This window comes from Bradyrhizobium sp. USDA 4451, assembly GCF_054822585.1.
Genome location: NZ_JBTRCH010000001.1, coordinates 7,546,208 through 7,566,698, shown reverse-complemented (window position 1 = coordinate 7,566,698; position 20,491 = coordinate 7,546,208). Strand labels below are relative to the sequence as shown.

At 62.9% G+C, this 20,491-nt stretch carries 14 protein-coding genes; 7 read left to right on the top strand and 7 right to left on the bottom strand.

What is annotated here, in order from left to right; translation table 11 throughout:
* The first annotated feature begins 2 nt into the window (after positions 1-2).
* Both ACVMB0_RS35500 and ACVMB0_RS35495 read left to right on the top strand, forming a co-directional pair.
* Positions 3-1,547 carry a SpoVR family protein gene (locus ACVMB0_RS35500; protein WP_456756468.1) on the top strand — a complete coding sequence of 515 codons (1,545 nt, stop codon included), beginning with the start codon at positions 3-5 and terminating at the stop codon, positions 1,545-1,547.
* Between the two features lie 225 nt (positions 1,548-1,772).
* A complete protein-coding gene (locus ACVMB0_RS35495; RefSeq protein ID WP_456753230.1) occupies positions 1,773-2,963 on the top strand; it encodes an ABC transporter substrate-binding protein in 1,191 nt (396 codons plus the stop codon).
* 191 nt (positions 2,964-3,154) lie between these two features.
* Here ACVMB0_RS35495 and ACVMB0_RS35490 read toward each other — a convergent pair whose 3' ends face one another.
* The 4 genes from ACVMB0_RS35490 to ACVMB0_RS35475 form a co-directional block, all read right to left on the bottom strand.
* Positions 3,155-4,210: a 2-oxoacid:ferredoxin oxidoreductase subunit beta gene (locus tag ACVMB0_RS35490; protein ID WP_176529699.1), complete on the bottom strand. Its 1,056-nt coding sequence runs from the start codon at positions 4,208-4,210 to the stop codon at positions 3,155-3,157.
* Positions 4,207-6,054, bottom strand: a complete 1,848-nt coding sequence (locus ACVMB0_RS35485) for a 2-oxoacid:acceptor oxidoreductase subunit alpha (protein WP_461349165.1) — start codon at positions 6,052-6,054, stop codon at positions 4,207-4,209. The genes ACVMB0_RS35490 and ACVMB0_RS35485 overlap by 4 nt, the downstream gene beginning before the upstream one ends.
* Positions 6,024-7,823: an FAD-dependent oxidoreductase gene (locus tag ACVMB0_RS35480; protein ID WP_461349164.1), complete on the bottom strand. Its 1,800-nt coding sequence runs from the start codon at positions 7,821-7,823 to the stop codon at positions 6,024-6,026. Before ACVMB0_RS35480 ends, ACVMB0_RS35485 begins: the two co-directional genes overlap by 31 nt.
* Before the next feature lie 241 nt (positions 7,824-8,064).
* Positions 8,065-8,736 (bottom strand): hypothetical protein, encoded by a 672-nt coding sequence (locus ACVMB0_RS35475; protein ID WP_456753235.1) that lies wholly within the window; start codon positions 8,734-8,736, stop codon positions 8,065-8,067.
* Positions 8,737-8,931: 195 nt separating this feature from the next.
* Here ACVMB0_RS35475 and ACVMB0_RS35470 point away from each other — a divergent pair, with 195 nt between their 5' ends.
* Genes ACVMB0_RS35470 through ACVMB0_RS35460 form a run of 3 tightly spaced genes read left to right on the top strand, consistent with a single transcriptional unit; the run spans position 8,932 to position 14,048 of the window.
* Positions 8,932-11,259 (top strand): caspase family protein, encoded by a 2,328-nt coding sequence (locus ACVMB0_RS35470; RefSeq protein ID WP_461349163.1) that lies wholly within the window; start codon positions 8,932-8,934, stop codon positions 11,257-11,259.
* A 35-nt stretch (positions 11,260-11,294) separates the two neighbouring features.
* Positions 11,295-12,839, top strand: coding sequence for a DUF1800 domain-containing protein (locus ACVMB0_RS35465; RefSeq protein WP_461349162.1), 1,545 nt, complete (start codon positions 11,295-11,297; stop codon positions 12,837-12,839).
* Positions 12,840-12,854: 15 nt separating this feature from the next.
* The gene (locus ACVMB0_RS35460; RefSeq protein WP_461349161.1) at positions 12,855-14,048 is read left to right on the top strand and encodes a DUF1501 domain-containing protein; all 1,194 of its coding nucleotides are present in this window, start codon (positions 12,855-12,857) and stop codon (positions 14,046-14,048) included.
* Positions 14,049-14,349: 301 nt separating this feature from the next.
* Here the strand turns inward: ACVMB0_RS35460 and ACVMB0_RS35455 are convergent, their stop codons facing one another.
* Positions 14,350-15,171 (bottom strand): HWE histidine kinase domain-containing protein, encoded by an 822-nt coding sequence (locus ACVMB0_RS35455; RefSeq protein ID WP_461349160.1) that lies wholly within the window; start codon positions 15,169-15,171, stop codon positions 14,350-14,352.
* A 543-nt stretch (positions 15,172-15,714) separates the two neighbouring features.
* Here ACVMB0_RS35455 and ACVMB0_RS35450 point away from each other — a divergent pair.
* Positions 15,715-16,056: a response regulator gene (locus ACVMB0_RS35450; protein WP_456753240.1), complete on the top strand. Its 342-nt coding sequence runs from the start codon at positions 15,715-15,717 to the stop codon at positions 16,054-16,056.
* Between the two features lie 5 nt (positions 16,057-16,061).
* Positions 16,062-16,442 carry a response regulator gene (locus tag ACVMB0_RS35445; protein WP_456753241.1) on the top strand — a complete coding sequence of 127 codons (381 nt, stop codon included), beginning with the start codon at positions 16,062-16,064 and terminating at the stop codon, positions 16,440-16,442.
* Positions 16,443-16,533: 91 nt separating this feature from the next.
* Here ACVMB0_RS35445 and ACVMB0_RS35440 read toward each other — a convergent pair whose 3' ends face one another.
* Positions 16,534-18,615, bottom strand: coding sequence for a hybrid sensor histidine kinase/response regulator (locus ACVMB0_RS35440; protein ID WP_461349159.1), 2,082 nt, complete (start codon positions 18,613-18,615; stop codon positions 16,534-16,536).
* On the bottom strand, positions 18,608-20,110 hold the full coding sequence (locus ACVMB0_RS35435; RefSeq protein WP_461349766.1) for an ATPase domain-containing protein: 1,503 nt from the start codon (positions 20,108-20,110) through the stop codon (positions 18,608-18,610). Before ACVMB0_RS35435 ends, ACVMB0_RS35440 begins: the two co-directional genes overlap by 8 nt.
* Positions 20,111-20,491: the final 381 nt, after the last annotated feature.

Below are 20,491 nucleotides of genomic sequence, written 5' to 3'. Positions count from 1 at the left end.
TGATGGGGTCTTCCGGCGAACGGTTGTTCGAGGGCGCCGACTGGGATTTCCAGACGTTGCAGCGGATTCACGATGCCTGCGAGAAGATCGCGCGCACCGAGCTCGGGCTCGACGTCTATCCGAACCAGATCGAGGTGATCACGGCCGAGCAGATGCTCGACGCCTACTCCTCGGTCGGCATGCCGCTGTTCTACAAGCACTGGTCATTCGGCAAGCAGTTCGCCTTCCAGGAAGCGTCCTACCGCAAGGGCCTGATGGGTCTCGCCTATGAGATCGTGATCAATTCCTCGCCTTGCATCTCCTATCTGATGGAGGAGAACACGGCGACGATGCAGACGCTGGTGATCGCGCACGCGGCGTTCGGGCACAATCACTTCTTCAAAAACAACTATTTGTTCAAGCAGTGGACCGATGCCGACGGCATCCTCGACTATCTCGAATTCGCCAAGGGCTACATCGCGGCCTGCGAGGACCGCCATGGCCGCGAGACGGTGGAGCGGACGCTCGATGCCGCGCATGCGCTGATGTCGCATGGCGTCGACCGCTATCCCGGCAAGAAGACGCTCGATTTGCGTGCCGAGGAGAAGCGAGCCGGCGAGCGGCGGCAGCACGAGGAAGCCGTGTTCAACGATCTGTGGCGGACGGTGCCGAACACCAAGGCCAAGAGCAAGGCCACCCTCACCGCCGAGCGGCGCCGCGCGCTGCTCGGTCTGCCGCAGGAGAACATCCTCTATTTCCTCGAGAAGACCGCGCCGCGCCTGCAGGGTTGGCAACGCGAGCTCATCCGCATCGTGCGCCACATCGCGCAATACTTCTATCCGCAGGGCCAGACCAAGGTGATGAACGAGGGCACCGCGACCTACGTCCATTACCGCATCTTGAATCGGCTGCATCAGCAGGGCCAGATCACCGACGGCAATTTCCTCGAATTCCTGCAGTCGCACACCAATGTGGTGTTCCAGCCGGAATTCGACGACCGACGCTATTCCGGCTTTAACCCCTACGCGCTCGGCTTTGCCATGATGCAGGACATCGAGCGGATCGTGAAGGACCCGGAAGACGAGGACCGCGACTGGTTCCCCGATATTGCCGGCAAGGGCGACGTCGAGGGCGTATTGCGCGAGATCTGGAGCAATTACCGCGACGAGAGCTTCATCAACCAGTTTCTCAGCCCGGCGCTGATCCGGCGCTTCCGCATGTTCCACCTGCACGACGATCCGGCCGAAAGCCAGGGGATCAAGGTCGATGCGATCCATGACGAACGCGGTTACCGCCGGGTGCGCCGCGAGCTGGCGCGGCAATACGACGTCGGCTTCGTCGACGCCAATATCGAGGTCGTCGACGTCGATCTCGACGGCGATCGCCGGCTGTTGCTGCGTCACACCACCGTGAAGGGTGCCCAGCTCAACGAGACCGACACGCGGCGCGTGCTGCAGCATCTCGCCGATCTATGGACCTACGACGTCGCGCTGACCGAAGTCGACGGCACCGACAAGGTGCTGAAGGAATACGTCGTCAGCCCGCGCGCGGCGGCGGTTGCGGCGTGAGGATGTCGCGTTCGCGGAGATGAGCGCGGCACAGGCCGCCGCGCGGAATGCAAGTCTCGCTCGGCGAACCTCTCGGCACATCTACGAATTTTGAAGCTGCATCACGTTCTGCGAAAACGTGATGCAGGCATGCGGACATGGCACGGAGACGTTCTTGGTGATTGTCTGCGCGGGCGCGATGGATAATGTGCGCCGCGTCAAGAAAACCAAGAAAAGGATACGCTCTTGTCAACTCGCTCCCGCCTGGCGGGCCTGCTCGCCGTCACCGCCCTCACGGCCTCGTCGATCTCGCCATCCATCGCAGCCGAAGACGCGATCAAAATCGGAAACACCGCGCCCTATAGCGGCCCGGCATCGGCCTACGGCACCATCGCGCGGGCCGAAGCCGCGTATTTCCAGATGCTCAACGATCAGGGCGGCATCAACGGCCACAAGATCGAGTTCGAGAGTCTCGACGACGCCTATTCGCCGTCGAAGACGGTCGAGCAGACCCGCAAGCTGGTCGAGCAGGACGAGGTGCTCGCGATCTTCAGCGCGGTCGGCACCGCACCCAATATCTCGGTGCAGAAGTATCTCAACATCAAGCACGTGCCGCAGCTGTTCGTGTCGTCCGGCGCGACGCGGTGGAACGATCCGAAGCAATTTCCGTGGACGGTCGGCTTCAATCCGACCTACGAGCTCGAAGGCAAGCTCTATGCGAAGTACATCCTGAAGACCAAGCCGGATGCCAAGATCGCCGTCATCACGCCGAACGAGGACGCCGGCAAGGACTATCTCAGGGGCTTCAAGGACGGACTCGGCGAGCATGTCGGCCAGATCGTCGCGGAGACCACGTATCTCACGACCGATCCAACCATCGACTCCCAGATGGTGACGATGCGGGAGTCCGGCGCCGACGTGTTCTTCGCCGAGGCGACGCCGAAATTCGCGGCGCAAGCGCTGCGCAAGGCGGCGAGCATGGGCTGGAAGCCGCTCACCATCCTGCCGACCGTCTCCAACTCCGTCTCGGCGGTGCTCGAGCCGGCCGGGCTCGAGAACGTCATCGGTGTCGTGACCGGGCTCTATCTGAAGGACCCGACCGATCCGCGCTGGGCCGACGATCCCGCGCAGCAGGAGTTTTCCGCCTGGATGAAGAAGTATCAGCCGAATGCGAGCGCGGGCGATCTGTTCAACGTGCAGGGCTACACGGTCGCGCAGGTCATGGCGGCGGTGCTGAAGAACTGCAACGGCGATTACAGTCGCGACAACATCATCAAGCAGGCGACCAATCTGAAGCCGCTGGCACTGCCGATGCTGCTGCCGGGCATCAAGGTGCAGACCGAGCCCGACAATGTGACGCCGATCCGCCAGATCCAGATGGCGCGATTCGACGGCAAGTCCTGGGCGCTGTTCGGCGAGGTGCTGAGCGACAGGTAGCCGTCACGAACTCCGCTGTCGTCCCTGCGAAAGCAGGGACCCATACGCCGTGCCCTCAGTTGTAAACGGGATTCGTTGTTCCAGCGCAGCTCGACAATCTGCATCGGTGGTTATGGGTCCCTGCTTTCGCAGGGACGACATAGAGCTTGTTGCACATCCCTGCCGCGTATTGTGACGGCGAGAATTCGAACTTACCGCAGGCTGGCGTTGATCTTGTCCAGCACGGCCGAGCCGGGGCAGAGCGCCTGTTCATCCAGCGTGTTGAGCGGCGTCTCGACGGTGTCGAGATGGGTATGCAGGTCTTCGGCGTCCGGATCGACGTAGAGCAGACCGGTGACGATCTGGCCCTTGGCCGCGTGCTTCTGCAGGAAGGTCTGGGCGCCGAGCCGATCGTGCGGATCGTAGTCGGCATCGAGCTTGCGCAGCGCGAGCCTGGAACCGTCATGCTGCTCGACCACCTGCACGGTGCCCGGCGCATAGTCGACGCTGATCGGATCGCGGCCGACCAGCACGTCGAGCCGGTTCACCGCGTCATTGTGCTCGCGAACATAGTCGAAGCTCTTGGTCGAACCGGCGTGATTGTTGAAGGCGATGCAGGGGCTGATCACGTCGATGAAGGACGCGCCCTTGTGCCGGATCGCAGCCGCGATCAACGGAACCAGTTGCGTCTTGTCGCCGGAGAAGCTGCGCGCCACGAAGGTGGCGCCGAGTTGCAGCGCGATCGCGACCAGGTCGATCGCGTTGTCGGTGTTGGTGACGCCCTTCTTGGACTTCGAGCCGCGGTCGGCGGTCGCCGAGAACTGGCCCTTGGTCAGGCCGTAAACGCCGTTGTTCTCGACGATGTAGGTCATGTTGACGGCGCGCCGGATCGAATGCGCGAACTGGCCGAAGCCGATCGAGGCTGAGTCGCCGTCGCCGGAGACGCCGAGATAGATCAGGTCGCGGTTGGCGAGGTTGGCGCCGGTCAAGACCGACGGCATGCGGCCGTGTACCGAGTTGAAGCCGTGCGAATTGCCGAGGAAATAGTCCGGGGTCTTCGACGAGCAGCCGATGCCGGAAATCTTCGCCACCCGGTGCGGCTCGATCGAGAGCTCGTAGCAGGCCTCGATGATCGAGGCGGTGATCGAATCGTGGCCGCAGCCGGCGCACAGGGTCGAGATCTTCCCCTCGTAGTCGCGATGGGTATAGCCCAGCTCGTTCTTCTTCAGGCCGGGATGATGAAACTTCGGCTTTGCAATGTACGTCATGTCACGGCCTTGCGGAGAGGGGTCACCTTGAGATGATCCTGGTGGTCGCCGATTGCGCCCGCGATGAAGCGAGCGGTGATCGGCGTGCCGTCATAGTGCAGGATCGGCACCAGCCTGACGGGATCGATGCCGTTCTCGTTGACGATCAGCTGGCGGAGCTGGCCGTCGCGGTTCTGCTCGACCACGTAGACGAAGTCGTGGTCGGCGATGAAGCTCGCGACGCTGGAGTGGAACGGGAAGGCGCGGATCCGCATGCGGTCGAGCTGGTGGCCGCGCGCCTCCAAAATCCCGATCGCCTCGTCCATCGCCGGCGAGGTCGAGCCGAAATACAGCACGCCGTATTTGGTCGGCTTGGCCGCATTGGCTTGCAGCGGCCGTGGCACCATGTCCTGCGCGGTCTCGAACTTGCGCACCAGGCGCTGCATGTTATCGGCGTAGACGGCGCCTTCCTCGGAATAGCGCGCGTAGCGGTCGCGCGAGGTGCCGCGGGTGAAGTAGGAGCCCTTGGTCGGATGCGTGCCGGGATAGGTGCGATAGGGGATGCCGTCGCCGTCGACGTCGAGATAGCGGCCGAAATCGCGGCCTTCTTCGAGCATCTCCGCCGTCATCACCTTGCCGCGGTCGTATTGCTTGGCGTCGTCCCATTTCAGCGGGCGGCACAGCCGGTGGTTCATGCCGATGTCGAGATCGAGCATCAGGAAGATCGTGGTCTGCAACCGCTCGGCGAGATCGAAGGCAGCGGCGGCGAACTCGAACGCCTCGGCCGGATCTTCCGGGAACAGCAGCACGTGCTTGGTGTCGCCGTGCGAAGCATAGGCACAGGCGATCACGTCGCATTGCTGGGTGCGGGTCGGCATGCCCGTGGAGGGGCCGGCGCGCTGGATGTTCATGATCACGGCCGGGATCTCGGCGAAATAGGACAGGCCGATGAACTCGGTCATCAGCGAGATGCCGGGACCCGATGTCGCGGTGAAGGCGCGCGCGCCGTTCCAGGAGGCGCCGATCACGATGCCGATCGAGGCGAGCTCGTCCTCGCCCTGCACGATGGCGTATTTCGCCTTACCGGTCTCGGGGTCGTGGCGGTACTTCTTGCAGTGGCTGGTGAAGGCTTCCGCCACCGACGATGACGGCGTGATCGGATACCAGGCGCACACGGTGGCGCCGCCATAGACGGCGCCGAGCGCGGCGGCGCTGTTGCCTTCGATGAAGATGCGGTCGCCGACCTTGTCGGACTTCTTCACCCGCAGCCCGAGCGGGCATTTCAGGTTCTGCAATGCCCAGTCGCGGCCGAGATGCAGCGCATGGACGTTGGAGGACAGCAGCTTCTCCTTGCCCTTATACTGCTCGCCGATCAACTGTTCGACCAGCTTGGGATCAAGGTCGAGCAGCGCGCACAGCGCGCCGAGATAGATGATGTTCTTGAACAGCTGGCGCTGCCTGGGATCGGTGTAGGTCGAGTTGGTGATCGCGGTCAGCGGCACGCCGATGACGGTGATGTCTTCGCGGAATTTCGACGACGGCATCGGCTTGGTCGAATCGTAGAACAGATAGCCGCCGGGCTCGATCGAGGCGATGTCCTTGTCCCAGGTCTGCGGGTTCATCGCCACCATCATGTCGACGCCGCCACGGGCGCCGAGATGGCCGTCCTCGGTGACGCGCACCTCGTACCAGGTCGGCAGGCCCTGGATGTTGGAGGGGAAGATGTTGCGTGGGCTGACCGGCACGCCGTGGCGCAGGATCGAACGCGCGAACAGCTCGTTGGCGGAAGCCGAGCCCGAACCGTTGACGTTGGCGAAGCGTACGACGAAGTCGTTTACGCTGCTGATCGGGCTTTGGACTGACATGTTGATCCCGCTTGAACCATATCAATGAGGTACTTCTGCATGTCCCAGGCGCCGGTCGGGCAGCGCTCGGCACACAGTCCGCAATGCAGGCAGACGTCTTCGTCCTTGACCATGACCCGGCCGGTCTTCAGGTCGCCGGAAACGTACAGCGCCTGGTCGTGATGCGGCGAGGGCGCCTTCAGGCGCTGCCGCAAATCATCCTCTTCGCCGTTCTGGGTGAAGCTGATGCAGTCCATCGGACAGATGTCGACGCAGGCGTCGCATTCGATGCAGAGCGGCGCGGCAAACACCGTCTGCACGTCGCAATTCAGGCAGCGCTGCGCTTCGCCGAGCGCGAGCTTGAGGTCGTAGCCGAGCTCGACCTCGGTGCGGATGTCCTTCAGCGCGACCACCTTGTCGCGATGCGGCACCTTGAACCGCTTGTCGGCGGAGATGTCGTTGTCGTAGCTCCACTCATGGATGCCCATCTTCTGCGAGGAGACGTGCACCTCGGGCAGCGGACGCTCGTTGATGTCCTCGCCGGACAGCATCTTGTGAATCGACAGCGCGGCATCATGGCCGTGCGCCACCGCCCAGATGATGTTCTTCGGGCCGAACGCCGCGTCGCCGCCGAAGAACACCTTCGGATTGGTCGAGACGAACGTCTTGGGATCGACCTTGGGCATGTGCCACTTGTCGAATTCGATGCCGCAATCGGCTTCGATCCAGGGGAACGCATTCTCCTGGCCGACCGCAACGAGCACGTCGTCGCAGGGGATTGTCTCGTCCGGCTCGCCCGAGGGCACCAGATTGCGCCGGCCCTTGGTGTCGTACTCGGCCCGCACCTTCTGGAAGGTGACGCCGATCAGCTTGCCGGCGACGTGCTTGAACGCCACCGGCACCATGTAGTTGAGGATCGGGATGTCCTCATGGATGGCGTCTTCCTTCTCCCACGGCGAGGCCTTCATCTCCTCGAAGCCGGAGCGGACCACCACCTTGACGGCCTCGCCGCCGAGGCGGCGCGCGGTGCGGCAGCAATCCATCGCGGTGTTGCCGCCGCCGAGCACGATGACGCGGCGGCCGATCTTGTCGACATGGCCGAACGACACGTTGGCGAGCCATTCGATGCCGATATGGATGTTGGCGGCGGCCTCCTTGCGGCCGGGAATGTCGAGCTCGCGGCCGCGCGGCGCGCCGCTGCCGACGAAGATCGCGTCGTAGTTCTCGGCGAGCAGCTGCTTCAGGCTCTCGACGCGTTGGCCGCCCTTGAACTCGACGCCGAGGCCCAGGATGTAGCCGGTCTCCTCGTCGATCACGCTGTCGGGCAGGCGGAATTTTGGAATCTGGCTGCGCATCATGCCGCCGGCCTTGGGATCGCCGTCGAACACGGTGCAGTGATAGCCGAGCGGCGCGAGATCGCGCGCGACGGCGAGCGAGGCGGGGCCGCCGCCGATCAGCGCGACGCGCTTGCCGTTCTTCGGCGCAGGCTTCGGCAGGCGATGCTTGATGTCGTCCTTGAAGTCGGCGGCGACGCGCTTCAGGCGGCAGATCGCGACCGGATTGTCCTCGACCCGGCCGCGGCGGCACGCGGGTTCGCACGGACGGTCGCAGGTGCGCCCGAGAATGCCGGGGAACACGTTGGACTTCCAATTGATCATGTAGGCGTCGCTGTAACGCCCCTCAGCAATCAACCGGATGTACTCGGGAACGGGGGTGTGTGCGGGGCAGGCCCATTGGCAATCGACTACTTTATGAAAGTAATCCGGCGCCGAGATATCAGTCGGTTTCATTCCTACCTTTGACCCGCGCGAAAATGCCTGACCGCGCGGCCTTATCGTTGACGACGAACGCTCATGTTGGCGTTGTTCTGGTTTTTGAATTGGATCATAGGCTTATCTTATTAGAGCCGTTCCAGAGAAGGCAAAGGCTAAATTGTCCGATCATCTGCTTTCGCGCGGCTGATGTGCGCTCAGCGTTAATCTCGATCGCGTTATGCGGCGGTGCAGCATGACTGCACCGCCAAGTCGTTTGTCAGCTCCGCGGCAGGTCGCTCTTCGCGATGTCCCACAACAGCCTGTAGACGCCGCTGGTGACCACCAGCGGCTTCAAGGCTGCGTTGCCGGTGATCGCTGACAAGGCAGCAGGCACCGCGCTGACGTCAGTGGCGTCGATCAGCACGAACCAGTCGCCGGCGCCGGGATCGGCCTTGTCGGCATCCGGTGTCAGCGGCTTCGACAGCACGGGATCGTTTTCCAGCAGGTGCATCGAGATGATGCCGTCGCGCGCGGCCGGATCGAGGTGTTCCCGCAATGCAGTGCGGAGTTTGTCGGCGCCATCGGCCGGCGGGCGCAGGCGGATGATGCCAAGCGCCGCGCCCCGGCCGACGCCGCGGCTGATCGTGATGCGGGCCACGCCGCGGATCATGTTCTGAAAGCGTGCGATGTTGGCCTTCGACCAGTCGGTCTGGTTGGCGAGCGCCTTGCGGTAGGCCGGGCTCTCGAGCACATCGAAGGTCGCGGTCGAATACAGGCTCAGATATTTCGGCTTGCCGTCATCGGCGACGTAGCGACGGGCTTCGAGGAATCCGTCGATCGCGACCCGTTCTTCAAGATGCTCGCGGTCGTACCAGCGGTTGAATTCAGCTTCGTGTAAGCTGTCGATATCCATCGAGGTCAGCAGCATGCCCTGTCCAGCGATTGGCATCGAGTGCTCCTTTTTTGCCTGTTTTATCTGCACAATATCGCTGACCCGCGCGGGCCAGGGAAGCCGGTTCCTGCTGCCCGGCAGCGTACAGACCAAGGATTGCCACAATTGCCGCAATCCTGTTCAGCGCGCATTCACGGAAGTAGCATTTTCATCCGACACGCCCGTTTCCGGGAAGAAAAAAGGACAGCCGCCATGGCGCGAATTTTGTGGGCATTGATTGTCGGCCTGGTGTCGCTCGCGTCACTTCCTGCCCATGCGGAGGATCAGGAGAAGCGCCTCGCGCTCGTGGTTGGCAACGGCGCCTATCAGGCCGGCGCGCTGCAAACCGCCGCGAACGATGCCGGGTTGATCGCGCAGACCTTGCAGGCCGCCGGTTTCGACGTGGTCGGGGCGCGCGATCTCGATGCCGAGACGCTGCGCAAGTCGTTCCGCGATTTCATCCAGAAGGTGCAGGACGCGGGACCCAATGCGGTGGCCTTCATCTATCTCTCCGGTTACGGCGTGCAGCTCACCGGCGAGAACTACTTCGTGCCGGTCGACGCCAAGATCGCCCGCGACACCGACGTGCCGGTCGAGGCGATCCGCATCTCGGATTACAGCCATCAGCTCTCGGCGCTGCCGATCAAGGCCGGCGTGATCGTGCTCGATGCAGCGCGCAGCAATCCCTTTGCCAAGGACGGCCAGCCGCTGGCCGGCGGTCTTGCGCTGGTCGATCCCGATCCGAAGATGCTGATCGCCTTCAATTCGGCGCCCGGCACCGTCGCGCCTGACGGTGCGCCGCCTTACGGGCCGTACGCGCAGGCGCTGGCGGAAATGATCCGCGCCGGCGGCCTGACCTTGCCCGAGGTGTTCGACCGCGTTCGCCTGCGCGTCAACGAAATGACCAAGGGCGCCGAGATCCCGTGGAACGCGCAGAAGGTCGATGCGCCCTTCATGTTCTTCGAACGCAAGCCGGATGCCCCGCCGCAGCAGGTCGATGCCGGACTGCGCACCAAGCCGATCCGCGATTTTCCGGCGCAGGACGCCTATGCGGCGGCGCTCGAGCGCGACACGCTGCAAGGCTACGAAGATTATCTGCAGGCCTATCCGACCGATCCGCTGGCCAAGCGGGTGCGCGCGATCGTGGCGGCGCGGCGCGAGGCGATCACCTGGCGGCGCACCTACAATGCAGATACGCCCGATGCGTACTGGTCGTATCTGCGGCGCTATCCGCGCGGGCCGCACGCCTATGACGCAAGGCGCCGGCTCTCCTATCTCTCGGCCGCACTGGAGCCGCCGCCGCAGTTCACGGCGCTCGACTACGACGTGCCGCCGCCGCCGCCCGACGAGATCGTCTATGTCGACCGTCCAGTGCTGTACTACAGCGATCCGGTGTTTGCCTTCGCGCCGCCGCCACCGCCGCCGGTGTTCTTCCTGCCGCCGCCGCCGCCGGACTTCGTGGTGCTGCCGCCGCCGCCGCCGCCGATCGGCCTGTTCGTGCTGCCGACGCCGTTCTTCGTGGCGATGCCGGCCTATGTCGCCGCGCCGGCCTATGTGGTGCCGCCGCAGAACAACATCGTGTTCAACAACATCCACAACACGACGGTGATCAACACGGTCATCAACAACCCGAACCCGACGCCGGCGCAGCTCCGTGCCGCCGGCGTGACGGCGGCGATGGGCGGTGCACCGGTCACCGCGGCACCGCAACTGCCGGCGGCGGCGGCGCAGCGCGCCAACCTCGCACCGCCGGCCGGTCGGCAAGGCGTCACGCCTGCGCAGGGCGCGGCGATGGGAGCGCCAGGCGCTGCACCGAACGCACCCGCCGCGCCGAACGCAGCGGCCGCGCCGAACGCGATGGGCGCACCGACTGCGCATACGCTGCCGGGCGCGAAGAATGGACCGCCGCTGCCGCAGTCGGCGACCGCGCCGGCCAATCCCGCGCAACAGCATGGCGCCGTGCAGCCGGGCACCACGCAACCCGGTACGACGCAGCCTGGCACTGCGCAATCCGGCGCAAAGCCGAACGCGCTGACGCCCGCCAAGCCTGCGACGGCGATGGCGCCTGCCAACGCGCAACCTGCTGCCCCGACCAAGCCCACCGCTGGCCCGGCGACAAACGCGCCGGCTTCGCCCGCGACCGCCGGCAAGCCGGAAAGGCAACAGCTCAACCGGGCCGCGACCGCGCCGACCGGCAATGTGAAGCCTGCCACGGCCCCGCCGCCGACGAACCGCGCGACATCGGTGCGGCCGACGCCGGCGGCGCGTCCGGCGCCCGCGCGTGCCGCGGTGTCGCCGCCGCCGGTCTCCCGGCCTGCGCCACAGCGGGCCGCCCCGCCGCCGCGCCCCGCACCTCCGCCGCCCCGCGCGGCAGCCGTTGCGCCACGTCCGGCACCCGCACCGGCGCCGCGCGCCGCGCCGCCCCCACCGCGGCCGGCGATGCAGGCGCAACGCGCGGCTCCGCCACCGCGGCCGGCGGCGCCGCCAAGGCCCGCGGCACGCGCCGCGCCGGCCTGTCCTCCCGGCAAGTGCAAACCGTGAGGGCATGACACCATGAGCCGAGCAGGTCAGCCTTCATGAGCATCACGGCCGTACTCGGATCGCGGGCAGTCGCGAAACTGGTGATCGGTGCGATCGCGGGGCTGGTGGCGTTGCACCAGCCGGCGCGGGCGGCCGAACTCACGGCGCAGGACATCGCGCTGCTCGATCGCCTGACCTGGGGCGTCAGCGCCTCCAGCGCGGCGCATCTGCGCGAGATCGGCACCGAGCGCTGGTTGCAGGAGCAGTTGCATCCGGCCGCCTCCGTATTGCCGGCTGCCGTGCATGCGCAGATCGAGGCGATGCCGGACGTGCATCGCTTCCCGTTCGATATCGCGGTGACCTTCGACCTGCAGGCCAAGTCGGCCAACCAGGTCGCCGACCCGGAGCAGCGCCGGGCGGCGCAAACGGTGTTTCAGCAGGGAATGAACGATCGCGTCAAGCAGGCCGCGGCCCGCACCATCCTGCGCGCGCTCTATGCGCCGGATCAGCTCCGCGAGCGGATGACCTGGTTCTGGTACAACCACTTCAACGCGTTTCAGTACAAGGCCATGATCCGCGTGCTGATCGGCGACTATGAGGATCACGCGATCCGCGCCAACGCACTCGGCAAATTCCGCACCCTGCTGTCGGCGACGCTGCATCACCCGGTGATGCTGCGCTATCTCGACAATGCCGACAACGCGGCCGGCCACCTCAACGAGAACTACGCCCGCGAGATCATGGAGCTGCATACGATGGGCGTCGGATCCGGCTACAGCCAGGCCGACGTCGAGGCGCTGGCGCGGATCCTCACGGGTGTCGGCGTCGACTTCGCATCGCAGGATCCCAAGCTGAAGCCGGAGCTGCAGTCCCAGCTCGTTCGGGAAGGCGGCTTCGAGTTCAATCCGGCGCGCCATGACTATGGCGACAAGACCTTCCTCGGCCATCAGATCAAGGGCCGGGGCCTCGCGGAGGTCGACGAAGCCCTCGACATCCTCTGTCATCACCCGGCAACCGCGGCGCACATCTCGAGGCAGCTCGCCACCTACTTCGTATCCGACAACCCGCCCGAGGCGCTGGTGCAGCGCATGGCACAGACCTTCCAGCAGACCGACGGGGATATCGCGGCCGTGATGTCGACGCTGGTGCATGCGCCGGAGTTCACCGCGACGCTGAAGGATGGCGCCAAGTTCAAGGATCCCGTGCTCTACGTGATCTCGGCCGTGCGGCTCGCTTACGACACCAAGGTCATTCTCAACACGATGCCGATCCAGGGCTGGCTCAACCGCCTGTCGGAAGGTCTGTTCAACCACGAGACGCCAGACGGCTACTCGATGCTGTCGACGGCCTGGAACGGCCCGGGGCAGATGATGCTGCGGTTCGAGATCGCGCGCGCGATCGGCTCGGGATCGGCCGGGCTGTTCAAGCCGAACGAGCCCAACGCGGTCGACCAGCCGGCGTTTCCGCAGGTCATGAACGGGCTCTATTTCAGCAATCTCAAGCAGACGCTGAGTCCGACCACGCTCGCCGCGCTCGATCAGGCGGTCTCGCCGCAGGACTGGAACACGCTCTTCCTGTCGTCACCCGAGTTCATGCACTGAAAGGGAGGTTCGCCAATGAACCGCCGTGAACTGATCAAGGCCTTCGCTGCGTCCGCTTCGCTCACCGTGGCCGGCCGGGTCTGGGCGGCGCCCGCGACCGATGCGCGCCTGCTCGTGGTGTTCCTGCGCGGCGCCTATGACGCCGCCAACGTGATCGCGCCGGTCGGCAGCGAGTTCTATTACGCCGCGCGCCCGACGCTTGCGGTCGCGCGGCCCGATGCCGGCAATCCGAATGCGGCTCTGACGCTCGACGCCGAATGGGGCCTGCATCCAAGCTTGCGCGATTCGATCCATCCGTTGTGGGCCAAGCGCGAGATCGCGTTCGTGCCGTTCGTCGGCACCAGCGACGACCTCTCGCGCAGTCATTTCGAGACCCAGGACACGATTGAGCTCGGCCAAGCCGTTGGCGGTGGCCGCGACTACCGCTCCGGCTTCATGAGCAGGCTGGCGCATGAACTGGCGCGGGTGAAGCCGATCGCCTTCACCGATCAGCTGCCGCTGATCTTCCGCGGCCAGAGCCAGGTCCCGAACACCTCGATCGCAAGCGTCAGCAAGCCCGGCGTCGACGACCGCCAGGCGCAGCTGATCAAGGGGATGTACACGCAGGGCAGTCTCGCCAACTCGGTGTCGGAAGGTTTTCGTGTCCGCGACGAGGTCTACAAATCCGTCTCCGAGGAGATGGCGGCGGCGAACCGCGGCGCGGTGTCGCCGCATGGCTTCGAGCTGTCGGCGCGGCGGATCGGGCACTTGATGCGCGAGCAGTTCAACCTCGGCTTCGTCGATGTTGGCGGTTGGGACACCCATGTCGCGCAAGGCGCGGCAACCGGCTATCTCGCCAACCGGCTCGGCGAACTGGGCCGCGGCCTTGCCGGCTTCGCCGAGGAGATCGGGCCTGCGATGTGGCGCGACACCGTTGTGGTCGTGATCTCCGAATTCGGCCGTACCTTCCGCGAGAACGGCAACCACGGCACCGATCACGGCCATGGCAGCATCTATTGGGTGATGGGCGGCGGCATCAATGGCGGGCGCATGGCCGGCGAGCAGGTCAAGGTCGCGGAAGCGACGCTGTTCCAGAACCGCGATTTTCCGGTTCTGACCGACTACAAGGCGTTCTTCGCCGGGCTGATCCAGCGCGTCTACGGCCTGCAGCAGGCAAGCCTCGAGCGCATCTTCCCCGGCATCAAGCCGAAGGATTTGAACCTGGTTTGAGGGGGCACTGACCAAAACAGCGAAACAACCCCATGCAAAGGAGCAGCCAGTATTAAAATACCTACTTGACACGTCGGGCAAATCAACGCTATTTTTCCACTATTCCGAAATCATTGCCAGGACAGCGCGCCCGGAACGACACGACAAAGGAGCTCACGCGGTCTCTGGGGCGCGTACTCATAAACTCGTCGCGTCCGCTCTTGTGCCAGAAGCTAACGTTGAAGCCGACGTAACCGCGGCCTCGTGTCATGAACGGAAGTTGCCGCGGTGGAAGAGCAGCGAAGCCAGTTCGTATGGGATTTCACGTCGGAACGGCGACTTCGCAATCAAGGCCTTCCGAACGCCAGTCAAAGCGCACCATACCGCCAAGTGGTTTGATGGTTCCTTCGATGAGGCGACTACCAAAGCCCTTGCGTTTTGGCGCACTTACGCTCGGACCACCCAATTCGGTCCAACGGAGCGCCAGTACTCCATCTTTGCTGCGCGACCACGTCAACCTAACATGGCCTTTCGCGTTAGATAGCGCTCCATACTTGGAAGCATTGGTTGCCAACTCATGCAAGACCACAGCAATCGCCTGCGCAGCGGTAGGTTCTAACATGGTTTGAAGACCGTCCATCCGAACCCGCGTGCCGTGTTCATCGAGATAAGGGGCGAGTTCCTGCCTGGCGATCGCCGAGACTTCAGCGCCTATCCACCGCGATTCAACAAACAGCGAGTGAACATTTGCCATCGCTTGGATGCGCCCGCTGATCACATCCTTGAGGCCTTCGGAAGTGTCGGACTGGGAAAGATTGATGATTGCCTGCACGTTTGAGAGGATGTTCTTGCTTCGGTGCTCCGCCTCGCGAGCGAGAATCCCGATCTGCTCCTGAGCCCGCTTCTGCTCGGTAATATCCCTCGCAATCTTCGATGCGCCAACGATGTTGCCATGGGCATCTTTGACGGGAGAGACAGTGAGCGAAACGACGATTGAGCTACCATCCTTCCGTCGGCGAACAGTCTCAAAGTGGTCTATCCGTTCACCACGTCGGATGCGCGTTAAAATGTCGCGTTCTTCGCTTAGTCGATCCTCCGGGATCACAAGCGTAATCGGCCGACCGATCGCCTCGGAGGGCCGCATAGCCAAAGATGCGCTCGGCCCCCTTGTTCCAGCTCGTAATGATGCCGTCCAGATTCTTGCTGACGATCACGTCGTCGCTGGACTCAACTATAGAGGCCAGCAGATTGGCCAAGCGCTCGGCACGTTCCTTAGCCGGCTCGTTGACGAGAGGCCTGCGTTGAAGTCCCGGCTGGTCTTTGGATGTCAATGGGAAGTCCCAAAATGTAGGTGCTGCACTGCCGTTAGCAGCTAATCATAGCACCAAAAAGCCCTAAGGATCTCTGTTGGGGCAGCAGCGGAAGTCGACGTGAGCTTAGAACGGACGAGGTCCTCGACCGAGGCCCCATAATCCGCCTTTAACCAATGCAAAAGCTTCCAAGTCGTTCTCGACATTACCGTGCGCTCGGAATCGCCGGTGATTGTTATCGTCGACGTGGCGCAAATGGCAGAGGGCTCAATGGTTTGGAACGTTGTACCCCTCCTGCGGTTTGTCTGACAACATCCGAGGCGCCAACGATGGTCCCCCAAGAGCAGCTAAAGAGCGATAGGGTCAGGATTTTGCTCGTGGAGGACGAATGGTTAATCCGATCTGATGCAGCTGAGCAGCTTCGAAGCGCTGGGTTCGGGGTTGTTGAGGCAGCCACCGCAGATGATGCGATGGATTACATCTCATCAGGCGAACGGATCGACGCGCTCATAACCGACATTCGAATGCCAGGCACTCTTGATGGTCTTGATTTAGCTAGGAAATTGCGCGTCATGCAACCGATGCTGCTCATCCTCGTTGCCTCCGGAAGCACAGAACTGGAGGGCGCAGCGAGCCGCGTAGGTAGGTTCATCAGCAAGCCATACGATCCCAAGCAGATCGCAATGCTGATCGCGGAGATGCTCGGTCCTGCGCTGTAGTACGTATGCAAGCAGCAACTGTATTGATCGTCGAACATGACGTTCTCGTGCGGCATCCGCTGGCGGAGTACCTTCGCGAGTGCGGCTATCGCGTGGTGGAGGCAACGGACCACGATGAGGCGCGTGAATGCCTCGAAGGTGGCAAGCACAATATCGATGTTGCCTTGATCGACGCGGGTAGTCCCACCGGTTCCGGGTTTGCTCTTTCTGCCTGGATAAGGGGCAACCACCCGACTGTGAAGACGATGCTGGGAGCTACAGTCGGCAAAGTCCTCGCGTTAGCTGGCGATCTTTGCGAGGAGGGCCCGCAGGCGGCAAAGAAGCTGAACTATCGACCCGTGCTGGACCATATCCGTCAATTGTTAGCGACCCGAAAGCGGCCGTGAGTCCCCCAAGAACTTGTAGCGGAAATCGCCGCCAGCAGGCCGCTCGGAGTCAAAAGCCGTCGCCGCAAGCCGTCGTTTATGGGTACACGACCTAGGACAGCATCTCACCTATCTTTGCCGCCAGTTCTTCAATTTGAAAGGGCTTGCTTATCATCGCCATATTCGTTCCAAGGAAACCAGCTCGAATGGCGGCGTTTGCGGCATAGCCGGTGACGAACAGGATCGGCACCTTCGGATGATGCTTGCGAGCGACTTCAGCGAGCTGCCGGCCGTTCATGCCGGGCAGTCCAACATCGGAAATCATCATGTCTATCGGGCGGCCGCTTTCCAGCAGCTTGATTGCGGTGTCAGAATCAGGGGCTTCGATCGTTCCGTAACCCAGCTCCGAGAGCAGTTCGCCGATGAGAAGACGAACCGAAGGGTCGTCTTCGACAAGCAGAACGGGCTGACCGGCTCCCTGCGGAGACGCTTCATGATGAACGGTGGTCTCGACCGCGCTTTGATCCGCAGCCGGCAGGTAGATCTTCGCGGAGGTGCCCTGGCCCGGCGTCGAATGGATCCGGACCTGGCCGTTTGACTGCCGTGCAAACCCGTAGACCATCGATAGGCCGAGACCGGTGCCTTGCCCCACAGGCTTTGTCGTGAAGAAAGGATCAAAGACCTTTTCAATCAGGTCCGGCGTCATTCCGACACCGGTGTCCGAAACTGCCACGACCACGTAGCGGCCGGGCGAAATGCCTGGTCGAGACCTTGTATATGTCGCGTCGAGGTCAACTACGGACGTCTCGACGGTAAGCTTGCCTCCGTCAGGCATCGCGTCTCGCGCGTTGATGGCGAGGTTTAGGATGGCGTTCTCGAGTTGATTGGCATCCACGATGGCGGCGGGCACGTCCTCGTTGGTTTCGATGGCGATCGAGATGTTCTCGTCCACCGTGTGATGTAGCAGGTCCGAGAGCGACCGGACGAGGGCATTGATATCGGTCGGTTTGCTGTCTAGAGATTGCCGGCGCGAGAAGGCAAGAAGCCGTGACGTCAGATTGGCAGCCCGGTGCGCCGATGTACTCGCCGCGTCCATGAAGCGATTCAAGTCGTCAAACCGATTTGATGCAATGCGCCGTTTCATCAAATCGATGGCGCCGATGACGCCCGTCAGCATGTTGTTAAAGTCGTGCGCAATGCCTCCGGTGAGCTGGCCGACAGCTTCCATCTTCTGAGCTTGGATCAGCGCGGATTCTGCCCGCGACCGCTCTGCCGTCTCCTTGCGGAGATCGGCCAAGGCCTTCTCGAGCTCCGCGGTACGTTCGGCTACCTGCAGTTCGAGCGTCTCGGCGGCCTTTGCCAGCCGTTGCTGCGCGAGCTTTTGCTCGTTGATGTCGACGACGACGCTTATCGCCCCCATGATCGCGCCGTCTCTCAAGATTGGCACGCTGCTGATCCGGGTCCAGACCGGTCCCTCTGCCAAGCCCGTGTAGAGAAATTCGACCCCGGTCACATGTTCGCCCTGCAGCGCACGCGCGCTCGGGAAACGGCTTCGCGAGAGCGGAGACCCGTCGATGTCCTGCGCAAGCCATTCATGTTCTGCCCCAGGGTCGAAAGCGGGGCTTTTGCCGGACTTGGAAAAACGTCTGAATGCCGGATTGGAGAGCAGACCGGTTCCGGTCTTGTCAAGGAACATGACCCCGACCGGAAGATTGTCGAGCAGCGTTGTCAACCTCGCCCGCTGCGTGTCTAGCTCCGCGAGCTGGTCGCGCATCAGAAACTGTCGCTGTCGCGCCCGCATCGCCGACGTGATCGTACTCAGCAGGGATTCGCTGCTGAGTGGCCTCTCGAGCAAGACCACATTCGTCGCGCTTGGCGGCAGTTTTCGGCGGACGGCCTCATTCGGACGCTCGCGTCCCGCTCGTCGGCCGAATAGTAGAATGAACGGAATGTCCGACCATGCCGGTTGTGCCGTCAGGGCGGATTGCAGCGCCGACGTGTCAACGCCGAGTGCTTCCTCGGTCATCAGAATGACGCCCGCGTGCGCATCGACGAGTGGCGCGAGCTCGACGAAGCTTTCGCAGATCTTCGTATCGTACCCCTGGGACAGCAGTAGTCCCGATACGCTCTCCGCATCGCGGCCGTAAGGGGCGATGATCAGGACGCGATGGCCCTCAGCTGCTGTCCTATGCACCTGAACCGCGATCTTCCATGAGAGGATTGGTTGCGCCGGTGTATTCCGGTTTTCCGGTCAAGATGCCCCTGAACTCCGACAGAGGCTCGCCGACCCTCACGCCCCGGTCGTCGATGCGCATCTCGCGGATCGTATCTTCGTGCCTTCCGGACCTGCTTTTGACCACGGAGATGGCCTTCCTGATACGTCCTGCAGCCTCGAAGAACCGCAGAAGGATGACCGTGTCGGCCAGATAAGAAACATCCAAGCCATTCGTCTCCAGGTTTCCGAAGAAGCCGCTTTGGGGGTTGATCATCAGCGTCAGGACGCCGGACTGGCTCAGGTAGGACAGCAGTTCGTGAAGCTGCAGAATAAGTTGCTGCTCCTGCGGCATGGCGGCGACGTAGCCGCTGAGGCTGTCGATCATGAGGATCTTGATGGAGCGTTGTTGGACTTCCTTGATAACGTTGGCGGCAAACTCGCCCGGCGAAATCTCCGCAGGATCGATCTGCCGAACGACAAGCTGCTCCTTATCGATGCACGCTCGAAGATTGAGGCCCATGGCTTCCGCGCGCGCCAAAAGGGTGTCGATGCGCTCGTCGAATTGATAGACCGTCACCTTCTCTCCTCTCGCGCAAGCAGCAGCGAGGTATTGCAGCCCGAGAGTGGTTTTACCCGCGCCGGAGGGGCCGGTGATCAGAATTCCTGTGCCGCGCGCAGGGCCGCCATTCAGCAAGGCGTCAAGTTCCGGTATGCCGCTACGAACGCGTTCGTTCGAGTATTCGATTTCATGCTCGGCCGCGACCAGTCGAGGAAAAATATCCAGGCCGCCACGCCGAATGACGAAGTCATGAAATCCGGCGATGAAATCCACGCCTCGAAGCTTTTGAACCTGAAGCCGCCGCCGTGCCGCGCCAAAGTCCAGCGTCAGCCGCGACAGGGTAATGACGCCATGGCAAAGGCTATGTAAGTGATTGTCCGAATTGCCGCCTGATCCGGTGAAGTCGTCCACCAGCAGGACGGTCGTACTGAGACCGGAGAAAAATTGCTTCAGAACCAGAAGCTGCCGCCGATACCGGAGCGGATCCTGGGCGAGCAGCCGCATTTCGGAGAGACTGTCGAACACGACCCTGGTGGGCTTGATCTTCTCGACCTGCGCCTTGATGAGCTTGATCGTTTCTCCAAGCTCGATTTCCCAGCTATGGAGTATCGACTGATCTCTGCCCGGGCCGAGGACTTCGTCCGCAGCGCTCAGTTCAAAAATATCGATTCCGCCGAGATTCCAACCATGGGAGGCCGCGACGATTTCGAGCTCTTCCTTGGTTTCCGACAACGTGATGTAGAGCACCCGCTCGTTCTTGGATTGCCCGTCCTGGAGAAATTCGAGGGCGAGCGTTGTTTTGCCCGAACCGGGCGTTCCCTCGACAAGATACAAGCGGTTGCGTGGCAAGCCGCCACGAAGGACATAGTCCAAACCGGCGTTGCCGGTCGAAATGCGATTGCGTGTGTGATCCATGGCGCGCTTGGTAAATGGCTCAGTATTTGTCGTTCTGCACGAGACGGCAGAGGCAAAGGGCTGTTGCCAGATACGCCGCCCGCCGCCGATCAAAATGTTCACTAGTGAACACAACCACCGCCTCTGAAGGGTACGTCAGAGAAGACGATGCTGTTCAAACCCATGCTCCTGTCCTTCATTGTTCCTGGAACAGAACGCGCGCGACGGCGATTGGCTCCCTCCAGACAAGGAACTCTATTTCGGCCATTCGGTCGGATAACAGCGGAACATTTTTCGTGGGGCCGCCCATTCGGCAGGTGGGAGAGGGGCAGCCGGAATGTGGGGCAGCACATGAAATCGCACGGCCCGATCTTGTCGATTGCGCCGCCTGGCTTGTCACAA